Annotated in this window: 10 protein-coding genes and 1 pseudogene; 3 read left to right on the top strand and 8 right to left on the bottom strand. The window is 51.8% G+C overall.

What is annotated here, in order from left to right; genetic code table 11:
• The first annotated feature begins 317 nt into the window (after positions 1 to 317).
• Positions 318 to 1,628, top strand: a complete 1,311-nt coding sequence (locus tag H8730_RS16675) for an MATE family efflux transporter (protein WP_177713744.1) — start codon at positions 318 to 320, stop codon at positions 1,626 to 1,628.
• 92 nt (positions 1,629 to 1,720) lie between these two features.
• Positions 1,721 to 2,347, top strand: coding sequence for an MATE family efflux transporter (locus H8730_RS18140; protein WP_430385399.1), 627 nt, complete (start codon positions 1,721 to 1,723; stop codon positions 2,345 to 2,347).
• On the opposite strand, the pseudogene H8730_RS16680 reads toward H8730_RS18140, so the two are convergent.
• The 5 genes and pseudogenes from H8730_RS16680 to H8730_RS16700 form a co-directional block, all read right to left on the bottom strand.
• Positions 2,300 to 3,541, bottom strand: a pseudogene (locus H8730_RS16680) (ABC transporter ATP-binding protein); the annotation flags it as partial. The gene H8730_RS18140 and the pseudogene H8730_RS16680 overlap by 48 nt on opposite strands.
• Positions 3,538 to 4,272 carry an energy-coupling factor transporter transmembrane component T gene (locus H8730_RS16685; RefSeq protein WP_249290217.1) on the bottom strand — a complete coding sequence of 245 codons (735 nt, stop codon included), beginning with the start codon at positions 4,270 to 4,272 and terminating at the stop codon, positions 3,538 to 3,540. The gene H8730_RS16685 and the pseudogene H8730_RS16680, both read right to left, overlap by 4 nt.
• Positions 4,269 to 4,877, bottom strand: coding sequence for an MptD family putative ECF transporter S component (locus H8730_RS16690; RefSeq protein ID WP_177713741.1), 609 nt, complete (start codon positions 4,875 to 4,877; stop codon positions 4,269 to 4,271). Before H8730_RS16690 ends, H8730_RS16685 begins: the two co-directional genes overlap by 4 nt.
• 4 nt (positions 4,878 to 4,881) lie before the next feature.
• Positions 4,882 to 6,633, bottom strand: a complete 1,752-nt coding sequence (locus H8730_RS16695) for an ABC transporter ATP-binding protein (RefSeq protein ID WP_177713740.1) — start codon at positions 6,631 to 6,633, stop codon at positions 4,882 to 4,884.
• Positions 6,626 to 8,455 (bottom strand): ABC transporter ATP-binding protein, encoded by a 1,830-nt coding sequence (locus H8730_RS16700; RefSeq protein ID WP_177713739.1) that lies wholly within the window; start codon positions 8,453 to 8,455, stop codon positions 6,626 to 6,628. Before H8730_RS16700 ends, H8730_RS16695 begins: the two co-directional genes overlap by 8 nt.
• A gap of 345 nt (positions 8,456 to 8,800) precedes the next feature.
• Between H8730_RS16700 and H8730_RS16705 the strand changes: the two genes are divergently transcribed.
• A complete protein-coding gene (locus H8730_RS16705; RefSeq protein WP_177713738.1) occupies positions 8,801 to 9,754 on the top strand; it encodes a helix-turn-helix transcriptional regulator in 954 nt (317 codons plus the stop codon).
• Positions 9,755 to 9,925: 171 nt separating this feature from the next.
• On the opposite strand, the gene H8730_RS16710 is transcribed toward H8730_RS16705, so the two are convergent.
• The 3 genes from H8730_RS16710 to H8730_RS17785 are packed head-to-tail and all read right to left on the bottom strand — an operon-like array spanning position 9,926 to position 10,800.
• The gene (locus H8730_RS16710; RefSeq protein ID WP_249290218.1) at positions 9,926 to 10,372 is read right to left on the bottom strand and encodes a hypothetical protein; all 447 of its coding nucleotides are present in this window, start codon (positions 10,370 to 10,372) and stop codon (positions 9,926 to 9,928) included.
• Between the two features lie 3 nt (positions 10,373 to 10,375).
• Positions 10,376 to 10,693, bottom strand: a complete 318-nt coding sequence (locus H8730_RS16715) for a hypothetical protein (RefSeq protein ID WP_249290219.1) — start codon at positions 10,691 to 10,693, stop codon at positions 10,376 to 10,378.
• Entirely contained in the window at positions 10,675 to 10,800 is a 126-nt protein-coding gene (locus H8730_RS17785; RefSeq protein WP_283244030.1) for a hypothetical protein, read from the bottom strand. The genes H8730_RS16715 and H8730_RS17785 overlap by 19 nt, the downstream gene beginning before the upstream one ends.
• Between the last annotated feature and the right edge of the window lie 275 nt (positions 10,801 to 11,075).

Consider the following 11,075-nt stretch of genomic DNA (forward strand, 5'->3'; position numbering starts at 1 on the left):
TGCTACAATGTCCATGGCGATTGAGACCTTTCGTTAGGGTGTTGTTGTGGTGACTCTATTCTAACAAACTCTATCGCCTTTTTCTATACCCTTGGTCTCACATCTATTGTAACGCTACACTGCTGTTGTCTTTTGTTCTCGATCTCATTGACTTTGAGAGTGACTTATGGTAAAATAGAGCTGCTTGTCAGAGGACTTGCAATCGAACAAGATTGTTGAAGTGGGATAAGACCATTTGGGGCTTTATCCCACTTTTGTTTATGTAGGGGATAAGGCTAAAAAAAGCTTTATCCCGCTTCCTTTATGGAGGTATCTATATGAACACAAAAACAAAATCTTTGTTTGGTTACATCTTTCCGGCATTGGGCGGCTTATTTGTAACCTATCTTTACAATGTTGTTGACGGTATCTTTGTCGGTCAAGGCGTTGGCTCTGCCGCTCTGGGTGCCGTCAATATAGGCGTACCGTTTATTACGTTTGTCGTTGCTGTCGCCGCCATGTTTCCTATGGGCGGCGCAACTGTCGTCGCAATCAGAATGGGGCGCGGGGATAAAGACGGAGCCAATCATACTTTTATGACCGCGTTTTCCTTAACTGTCCTATTATCAGCAACCCTAATGATCGTGGGCATGGTGTTCTCCCAACAAATCGTTGATTTAAGCGGCGCAAAGAATTTGAGCGCAGAAATGCGAGAAATGTCCGCACAGTATTTGTTCTACTATTCCGCTTTTTCTATTCCTATGTTAATGAGTACCTGCCTTTCTGTTTTTATCAGAAATGACGGCTCTCCAGCGCTTGCCTTTGTCGGTATGTGTGTAGGCGCGGCGGCAAATATTTTTTTAGATTGGCTCTTTATCTTCCCTCTTGATATGGGTGTCATTGGCGCGGCTGTTGCGTCGGGCTTGGGTCAAATATTTTCCGTCCTTGTTCTGCTGATCCATTTCTTGCGCAAAAAAGGTGAATTGCGTATTATGCCTTTCAAGATTGATTTTTCGCTCATAAAGAAGATCTGCAAGCGCGGTGTGCCGGAAGCCGTTACGCAACTGACAACGCCTGTTACCGCACTTTGCTATAATCTTATGTTAGCAAGCCTGATTGGGGATATTGGCATATCGACTTTCAGCGTTTTGAGTTTTATTTACTCTCTCGCAAATGCAATTCTCTCCGGCGTGGCGCAAGGTTTGCAGCCGCTCTGGGGACATTGCTACGGCAAGCAGGATACAGAGGAAATGGGCTGGTATTTCCGCAGCGGCATCATCATCAATCTTGTTTTGTCAATTTTGATTTATGGCGGTCTGTTCTTCTTGGATGTGCCGGTCATTCGTATCTTTAACAAAGAAACCGCTTTGGTGCAGACAGCCACAGCCGCTTTACCTATATTCAGCTTGTCATTTATCCCGATGGCATTGAACTTGATTTTCACCGCCTTTCTATTCTCCACAAAGAGAACAGGCGTGGCAGATGTAATAGCTATCAGTAGAGGAATTATAGTGAAAGCACTTGCTATTTTCTGTATTCCTATCCTTTTTGGTAGCAATGCAATCTGGATTGCTCCATTCGTCGCGGAAACTATAACGCTTGTTCTTGCTGTTGTATTGAGTAAAACAAGCAAATTAGCTTATCAATAGTATTTATAAAGGGGACCGCATTCCATCAACGGGCAGTTGGAAAGTTTGCAACAACCGCTGATATTTCCGCAGTAGCAACGGGAAGTCAGACCATGCAAATTATCACCGGAATTGTTACCGGGCTTTCTATGGGGACGACTGTATTACTCGGACAGAAAATCGGACATAAGGATAACGAAAGTGCTGCACAGACTATAGGCACCAGCATAAAGATATTTGCCGTACTTGGTGTTGTTTTAAGCGTTATCATGATTATTTTAGCGCAGTCTATCGCACGGGTTATGAATACGCCGGAGGAAGCCTTTACACAGACGGTTCACTATATACAAATTTGCGGCGGTGGCAGTTTATGTATTGTGGCTTACAATCTGTTGAGTGCGATTTTTCGAGGTATGGAGGATTCAAAATCACCTTTAATCCTTGTTTCGATTGCTTGTGTTACAAACATTGTTGGCGATACACTGATAGTATGTTTTATTTACCTTATCGCGCAGCGTATTTCGATGATACCGCACTTCTCCATTCACGATATAAAGCACGCCGTCTGCCGCAGCGGAAATCAAGTCCATGTCATGAGTAATCAGCACCACACAGTGTCCTGCTTTTGCCAAATCCTTCAATACCTTTACCGTCAAGCGCATATGATATCCATCCAAGCCGCTGGTCGGTTCGTCGAACACCATGAGCCTGCGGCCGCTCTCAGCCGCCAATGCCAATAGCAAACGCTGCTTTTGCCCGCCGGACAAAGAGGCAGGATGCCGGGCTGCCAAATCCTCCAGCCCCATTTCAGAAAGCCTTGCAAGGGCCGCGGTTTTCATTTCAGGCGTCTCTTTCTTTCCAAGAGAGAACTCGCCCAGTACCGTCGGCGCATAGAGCTGGTAGACTGCGTCCTGCTGTACGAAAAAGGATTGCCTTGTCCGCCTCTTCCGTTTCAAATATTCCCCGTCCAGGCAAACCGTCCCGGAAGCCCGATGTAAGCCGGTGATCACCCGGCAGAGCGAGGATTTCCCCGCGCCGTTGGGACCGGCAATGGCCAGGATTTTTCCTCTGACCGCCGAAAAAGAAATCCTGTCCAGAATCTGGCGGTGATCCATCGTCCAGGAGATGGATGACACCTGCAGCATATCCTCCTGCCCTGAGACAAAGGCTCCGCCCACCCGCAGGGCTGGTACCGCAAATGGACGGAGGCCCATAGCCGCCAGACGGCCCTCCGACAGAGACAGCGCATCCTCCCTTGAGTAGATTTCGGAGATTACGCCGTTCTCCATAAAAACCATCCGGTCAAAGCATTCCTGCACATAATGGAAGCGGTGCTCCGACAGGACAATGGTGTGTCCCGCCATCTTTAGCCTGTAGAGCAGGCTTCCCAACCGAACGACAGCCTCACTGTCCAGGTTGGCGGAGGGTTCGTCCAACACGAGGACTTTCGGTTTCGTGGCGCAGACAGATGCAATGGCAACCATCTGTTTTTCACCACTGGATAGCGGGTAAATCCTACGATCCAGCAGACGCTCCATGTCCATCTGCCGGCACACCTCATGCAGGCGTTCCTCCATAACAGGGCGTTCCAGCGGGACGTTTTCCATTCCCAGCACCATCTCGTCCGTCGTGTTGGTAGCAAAAAACTGACTTCTAGGATCCTGAAACACGCTTCCTACCATGGCGCCAAGCCGATGAACCGACATTTCCAGCGCATTTTCCCCGTCCAGACAGTATTCCCCTGTCAGGTTTCCTGGATAAAATTGTGGACAGAGACCGTTTAAAACCCGTGTCAGAGTCGTTTTCCCACAGCCGCTCTTTCCCGCCAGAAGAACCAATTCCCCTTGTTTTACCGACAGGCAGATATCTTGCAGCTGCCCACGCTCTGTGTTGGCGTTCTCATAGGAGAACGAAAGGTTTTTCAATTCAATCACAGAATCCCTCCTCTCTCCAGAAAAAGAAGGAGCAAAAGGGCGGACAGCGCCGTCAAGGCCAGAATGCCGTCCTTCGCCGTAAAGCGCACTGGACGGTAGCTGATGGTTTTACCGGAAAAGCGGACGCCGCGTACCGTCATAGACGCCGATAGTTCCTCCGCCACCTTTGTTATCCGCAGGGCCAAGGGAATCAGAATATATTCAATGGTGGAAGGCAGGTGGGTCAGTGTATGCAGGATGCCAACGCCGATCCCCCGAAATCGCTGAGAATTCCGAATTGCACGGTATTCCTCGCCGAGGGTCGGAAAGAAACGAAGCATCACGGCCACAGCGATTCCCACCGCCTTCGGCAGCCGCATCCGGCCCAGGGCCGCCATAAGCGAACCGGTCGGCTCCTTCGCCAGACAGGATGCGAAGGAAAGCGGGATCACAGCCTTTCGCCCGAGAATCCCCATGTTGGACAAAGCAATCCCCAATACCATAGTGGCATCGTTCTGGAGCAGGCCAACGCCTGCCCAGGTTATCCCAGAAAGAGCCAGATAGAATATCAGATAGGCCATGATCTTTCCCGCTTTTCCTGTAAACAGATGGACCAACATACACCATACAAACAGGAAAAGGCAGCCTATTTCCGAATGAATCCCTATAATCGCCGCAATCCCGGTGAAACAAAGGATCATCCATGTCCTTGGATCGACAGTGGTTCCCTTCGGCCCTGTAGGCTCCATCATACCGCGCCAGCCGGCTTAAAGTGCTTGCCGAGCATCTTCTCCCCCAACGCGTACCCGGCGATAGACAGCACCGCCGCGCTGACCAGCGCCAGCGCAATGCTCTGCGGCGCCAGCCAGAATCCTTCTACTGCAGCAATGGCAGCGTCAGCAGAGGCAGCGTCCATCCCCATATCCATATAGGTCTGCACCATGCTGTCTCGAAACAGCAGCAGTGTCAAAGTGCTGCCCATAGAATTCAGAACCCACATCAGCACATGGGGAACCGCCTGCCGGATCTTGTGTCCATACCCGTTGAGCATAATAAGTTCGTTGACGATACCCAAAATGACAAAAAACACAAACACATATACGCTGCCGGAAAAGAGGAAATACAGGCCGTAAATCAGCGGCATGATGAGCTGGGTTCCGATCTTTGGGCACTTATGGATCATCAGCACATAGAGTATGCCATTGAGCAATCCCGCAAGGCCGGGAACGAGGAAATAAAGCAGCTGCATACTGAACGCAAAAGGCATGGCAACCACAATGCCGATAGCCGTAATGGCACAGGACAATACGAGGACAAGGACAAACTCCTTCAGGTTGAGAAACTTCGATTGTTTCATGATCTTACCTCCATTTTTCTTGTTTGAATGTATGACTACCGGCTTCCGACTGCAATGCCCACAATCTTGCGTACAGCCCCGGCTGCCGCTTGAGTTCTTCATGGGTACCCTTCTGGATAATCTGTCCATCCTCCAGAACCAAGATCTGTTCCGCGCCCCGCACTGTTTTCAGCCGGTGTGCAATCATAACCACGGTCCGTTCCCTAGCGATCTCATCCAGCGCCAGCTGCACCATGGCCTCGTTGTCCGCATCCAGAGATGCTGTCGGCTCGTCGAGAAGTAGAATGGGTACATCCTTCAAAAATGCGCGCGCCAGAGAAATCCTTTGGCGCTCTCCACCAGAAAGGGTTGCGCCTCCCTCTCCTACTACCGTGTCATAGCCCTCCGGCAGTGCGGCGATAAACTCGTGACACCGGGCTTTTTGGCAGGCATTCAGCATCCGCTCCTCTGTAATGCCGCTGTCTCCAAAGCAAAGGTTTTCCCGGATGGTTCCGCGGAAGAGATAGGCCTTCTGCATGACCATGGAAATCTGCGACAGCAAACTCTCCGGCAGAATACTTTTCAGTTCCCTTTCATTCATCCGGACACTGCCCGACTGATAGTCCCAAAACCGGGCCATCAGCCGTATCAACGTGGACTTTCCGCTGCCGGACGGTCCTACCAGAGCTGTAAACGAACCTGACGGGGTTTCAAAGGAGACATCACGAATGATTTCCTTTCCCCTCTCATAGTGAAACACGACCTTTTCGAAGGAATAGCTATCTCCTTTTTCCACAGTCTCAGCTCCGGGCTGCTCTTCTGCGCTCATCACCTGATCCAGCCGCTCACCGGACGGCGCCATCCCACGCAGGGCGCTGATGCTGGTCACAACCATCAGCACCGGTTCCGTCAGCTTGGTAGCAAGAACCAGAAAACCGGCAAAATCCAGGATCGTCAGACTGCCGCCGAGGAGCAAATAGAATCCCCATGCTGCCGTTACCGGAACAATGAACTTCACCAGCGCGGAACACAGCGTCGATAGGCTGCCGGCAACCGCTTCATCCTTTAACGACTCCTTGCGCAGAATCCAGAAAGCTTCCTTCAGCGCAGCAAAGCCGCTCCCGGTGCGATGATAGGCTTTCAGATCCTTCATGCCGTGGAGGTATTCATTGAGCTGCGTTGCCGCCTTCGTTTTTGCCTCCATCACCTGCCGGCTGTGCTTTTCCTTGACCCGTGCAATGCGGAGCATCAGCAGGGAACAAATGGGCAGCATACCGAAAATCGCAATCCCCATCCGCCAGTCATAGGCGCAGATCCAGATACAAGAGATAACCAGCAGCAAACCAACCCCCAGAGGATACGGCAGCCAATAGCACAGCGTGTACTCTACATTGGCAAAATCACCGGCAAAGGAGCTGGTCAGTTCACCGGACTCCCTCGAAAAAAAGAACCCCAGCGGCTGACGGCGCAACTTCTGTATGTAGGCGATCCGTTTATCTGCCGTATCCCGGTAGGCCCGGACATAAGTCTGATAATAGGAAAGCAGCTCTACCAGGTACTGAACTAAGACATAGCCGAGCCCTACGGCCGCCAGCTCGATCAGCAAACTCAAGTCCAGCTCAAAAGGCGGCAGGAAGGCCGCGCCAAGGATATAAATCGCCATATAGGCTAAGACTGCAGGAAACATACTGGCCACCTGGGACAGGAAGAGCCACACCGTAGGCCATACCACTTCTTTTGGATGATGAAAGGTGAACTGCCAGATCAGTTTACGCATAGCTCTCGCCTCCCTCCCGCTGTATGCCGCTTGTTTTCATCTGCCATTGTTCCGTTTCGTTCTGAATGTTCCACAGATGCGCATATAGCCTGTCAGCCTGAAGCAACTCGCTGTGTGTCCCCTCTTCCTTCAGCCGTCCATTTTCCAGAACGAAGATACGATCTGCGTCCTGAATGGAATAGAGCCGGTGGGCAATCATCAGAACTGTTTTTCCTTTCAGAAGCTCCGCCATTCCTTCCCGGAGCGCCAACTCATTCTCCGCATCGGTAAAGGCCATGGCTTCATCCAATATGACAATGGGGGTGTCCTTCAAGATCGCGCGAGCAATGGCGATCCGCTGCGCCTCGCCGCCGGAGAGCTTGTGCCCGCCATCGCCCAGCCGAGTCTCATAGCCCTGTGGCAGGGAACAGATAAATTCATGGCACCGGGCAGCTTTTGCCGCCTGTTCCACTGCTTCCCGGCTGACCGGCCGGTGCATGGCAATGTTGTCATAGACGCTTTCGGCAAAGATATAAGTATCCTGAAAGACAAAGGAGATTTGCTCCATCAGCGCTTCCATCGTAAAATCCCGTATATCCTGGCCGCCTATGGTAATCGCACCCCGTTCTACATCCCAGAACCGCGCCAACAGCTGTCCGGCTGTAGATTTACCTCCGCCGGATGGCCCAACCAATGCAGCAAAGCATCCCGCCGGAATTTTCATGGATACATGATCTAATGCCATTCTCCGCAAGGGATCTGCTGCGTCCTGATAGGAAAAGCTGACATCATGAAAACCAATCTCGGTTCCCTCCTCAGCGTGATTCCTGATTCCTTCCGGCATCGCCGGATTTTTAAGCACCTCCTCGACCTGGTCCATCCGCACGGAGAGGTTGCGCAAGTCGGCGCCCAGCTCCACCAGTTCCATCAGCGGGCTGATGACGGCTGGGCCAACGATTAGGGACATCAGCACCTCCAGGATGAGGGCTGTATCTCCGGGATTGAAGTACAGCAGCACGCAGCCAGCCACCAGAACAAAGGCCAGCACTGAAATCGTAATCGTCTTATAGGCGCCGTAGACCGGCGTGACCCGTTTCAGATAGGCGATCCAATGGCCTCGGTTCTTCTCAACCAATGCGGTCAGCCGCCGCGCTGCCGCTTCCGGACGTCCGAATATCTTTTCCTCCTCCATACCCGCCACATACTCGGAGAAAGCGGCATCCAGTTCCGTAGAGGAACGGTTCAGATCTGCCCATATCTGCTGACCACTCTTTCCGCCAAAAGCCGAGAATTGTATGAGAAACGCAATTAGCAGTGCGGCAAAAATGGTGAGTGCCAGAGGGATATTCAGAGAGAACAGCAATACGCCAAGGGCAGCTAACAGAATTCCGGCGCCGACAAGATTCGGAAAGTCGTGGGCGATGATGTTCTCCATCTTTTCCATGTTCTCGTTCATCATCTTCTGCACTGCACCGGACTGACCTCCGGTATAAAACCCAAGGTTCAGCTTCCCCATATGATCCAGAATTTGCATTCGGAGATCATACAAAGCGTCAAAAGCGCAGGCATGACAGATAAAACTCCCTGCAATTGACAAGCCGATTCCCAATACAATGCTGCCGGCCGTGATCCACGCCCAAAGCCAAACGCTCCCCGTATCTACCGCCACTCCATCCAGCGATGCTAAGAGGAAAATCCGTATGATTCGGTAGACCGTATAAAAAGGCACTCCGGACAATAGGATGCTCAAAGCCTGACAGGAGACGCCAAGGAGATACCGACCGGGGCTGCAATGTGCAGTCTCAAACACCCGGAACACAGCATTTTTCTTTGTTTCTTTCATGTCGCTCCTTTCTTTTTCCAGGAACAAAATGCTTTTGTGCCTGGAAAATGGTATAATCGTTCGCCTTGGTTAGCACTAGCTAACTAAGGTTTATTTTACTTGATTTTTTTCCGCTTATCAACAACCCTTCCAGTGCCTCTTTGTTACTCTTCTCCTAAGGTTCTGAAAAAAAATGTTGATTTTTCGCTGGTTTCCCGGTATAATTTTTTGCACGAGGTTAGTTTTTACTAACTAAAAATTGTGCTAAAACGAAAACAGGCGTGCCTTAACAGAATTGACACGGAGTGTCGCATGGGGCAAACCTTATGCCCTGAGTAACGGGCAAAAAAGAGGAAAGGAGCGGCCATGATCACAATCCACAGCGTAGAAGAAATGTTCCAGTTTTATGCCTCCCTTGGCTCCAAACGGACAGATACGCAGGGCGGCTTTTCATATACTTTTCCGGACGGGACCTCCCATGTCCGTTTTTGGGGAGATCTCACCGGGTTTTCGGCGGCGTCAGCCGATCTCACCTTCCCACATGATTCCATTACCCGCTCCCAGTTTGGCCAGCGCTACTTAGGAATCGGATTAAACGAAGCCGGAACCGTCCTTGCCTATACCCGGAAAGACCAGCCGCAATATTTTCAGGACGGCGTCAACTGCTATGTGTTCGACTCCCCTGCTCCTGTCTTTATGAGAATACAGGGCGGTCAGAGAATCCGGTTTCGCGCTCTGTATTTCTGGGAGTCTTTTTTTATAGAAAACGACATTTCACTGCCCGACAGCTTTTGGCAGGATGCAAAAAACTCCATCGGTCAGACCATTCTCCATGCGCCGGAGCTGGAATCCATTTATCAGCGTATTGAGCGCTGCCGGCTGACAGGAGCGGTCTTTGACACCTGGCTTCGCGGTCAGGGTCTCTCTGCCGCTGCTTATATTCTGGATCTGGTGCAGCAGTATTCTTCGCATCAGCCGGTCTATCTGGATCATTCGGACCTGATGGCTATTGAAAATGCGAAGGCATTGATAAAGGCGAGTCTGAAAAACACGCCCACCATCCCGGAACTCTGCAAAAGCGTTGGTATGAACAAGAACAAGCTGCAGAGAGGATTCCGTCTCACAGAAGGAAAAAGCATCGCAGAATATATCCGCATTCTTCGCATGGAGCGGGCTCTTGACCTTTTGGAGGACAGCACACTCTCGATTCTGGAGGTGGCAAAAGAAGTGGGGTATCATGGCGTTTCCAACTTTTATCATACCTTTCAGCAGACGTTTTGGGAAACGCCCCAGGCTGTCCGGGAGCTTTTGAAAAAGTAAAGCCGGCATCATCACAGGTCTTTCCCTCTCCCCACTGGCTCACCTTAGGCTAGAATCCTGACAACAAAGATGGGGCTGTCGGGAAAAGGGTGGTCCTGCCCTTACATATATTGGAAGACTGCCCGCCGGCGGGGAGTTTGTCTCCTTTTGCACGCCGGCCTCTGCCTTTCTTCACCTCGCCGGCGTGCATTTTTCATTCTGTTTCTCCGCTGGCTTGTTCGTTTCGACGACGCCCGCTGGGAATTTGCCTCCTTTTGCACGCTGGCCCCTGTCGTTCTTCGCCTCGCCGGCGTGCATTTTTCTTCCCGTTTCTCCGCCGGCTCGGGCGTTTCGACCCTGCCGGCGGGAAATTTGCCTCCGTGTGCACGCTGGCCTCTGCCTTTCTTCATCTCGCCGGCGTGCATTTTTCTTCCTATTTCCTCGCCGGCATGATCGTTTCGACGCTGGGGACGGAGAATTTGCCTCCTTTTGCACGCTAGCCCCTGTCGTTCTTCGCCTCGCCGGCGTGCATTTTTCTTCCCATTTCTCCGCCGGCATGGGCGTTTCTACGCTGCCCGCTGGGAATTTGCCTCCGTGTGCACGCTGGCCTCTGCCTTTCTTCATCTCGCCGGCGTGCATTTTTCATTCTGTTTCCCCGCCGGCTTGTTCGTTTCGACGACGCCCGCTGGGAATTTGCCTCCTTTTGCACGCTAGCCCCTGTCGTTCTTCGCCTCGCCGGCGTGCATTTTTCTTCCCATTTCTCCGCCGGCTCGGGCGTTTCGACCCTGCCCGCTGGGAATTTGCCTCCTTTTGCACGCTGGCCCCTGTCGTTCTTCGCCTCGCCGGCGTGCATTTTTCATTCTGTTTCCCCGCTGGCTTGTTCGATTCGACGCTGCCGGCGGGGAATTTGCCTCCTTTTGCACGCTGGCCTCTGCCTTTCTTCATCTTGCCGGCGTGCATTTTTCATTCTGTTTCCCCGCCGGCTTGTTCGTTTCGACGATGCCCGCGGGGAATTTGCCTCCGTGTGCACGCTGGCCCCTGCCGTTCTTCACCTCGCCGGCGTGCATTTTTCATCCTATTTCCCCGCCGGCATGGTCGTCTCGCCGCTGGGGGCGGTAAATCTGCCTCCTTTTGCACGCTGGTCCGTCCAAAGAGGGGCTGTCGGGAAATCGATAGCTCTACACAGAGGCAGGTGTGTTCCCTGCGGATCACACCTGCCTCTGCAATTAGATGGCCAACGACAACCATCTTGTCTCCGTTCCATGTTATTATGGAACTATGCTCTAACTCGATACTTCGTGGGAAAAGACATCAACCGTTATTCCAAGACGGATTCTGGATG

The organism is Bianquea renquensis (genome assembly GCF_014384895.1).
Classification (GTDB): Bacteria; Bacillota; Clostridia; order Lachnospirales; family Bianqueaceae; genus Bianquea; species Bianquea renquensis.

What these genes read in the sequence shown, in the direction of transcription:
- H8730_RS16690 (WP_177713741.1), bottom strand. Translation starts at nt 4,877, where the DNA reads ATGAAACAATCGAAGTTTCTCAACCTGAAGGAGTTTGTCCTTGTCCTC.
- H8730_RS16695 (WP_177713740.1), bottom strand. Translation starts at nt 6,633, where the DNA reads ATGCGTAAACTGATCTGGCAGTTCACCTTTCATCATCCAAAAGAAGTG.
- H8730_RS16710 (WP_249290218.1), bottom strand. Translation starts at nt 10,372, where the DNA reads ATGCACGCCGGCGAGATGAAGAAAGGCAGAGGCCAGCGTGCACACGGA.
- H8730_RS16715 (WP_249290219.1), bottom strand. Translation starts at nt 10,693, where the DNA reads ATGCACGCCGGCAAGATGAAGAAAGGCAGAGGCCAGCGTGCAAAAGGA.
- H8730_RS17785 (WP_283244030.1), bottom strand. Translation starts at nt 10,800, where the DNA reads ATGCACGCCGGCGAGGTGAAGAACGGCAGGGGCCAGCGTGCACACGGA.
- H8730_RS16700 (WP_177713739.1), bottom strand. Translation starts at nt 8,455, where the DNA reads ATGAAAGAAACAAAGAAAAATGCTGTGTTCCGGGTGTTTGAGACTGCA.
- H8730_RS16705 (WP_177713738.1), top strand. Translation starts at nt 8,801, where the DNA reads ATGATCACAATCCACAGCGTAGAAGAAATGTTCCAGTTTTATGCCTCC.
- H8730_RS18140 (WP_430385399.1), top strand. Translation starts at nt 1,721, where the DNA reads ATGCAAATTATCACCGGAATTGTTACCGGGCTTTCTATGGGGACGACT.
- H8730_RS16675 (WP_177713744.1), top strand. Translation starts at nt 318, where the DNA reads ATGAACACAAAAACAAAATCTTTGTTTGGTTACATCTTTCCGGCATTG.
- H8730_RS16685 (WP_249290217.1), bottom strand. Translation starts at nt 4,272, where the DNA reads ATGATGGAGCCTACAGGGCCGAAGGGAACCACTGTCGATCCAAGGACA.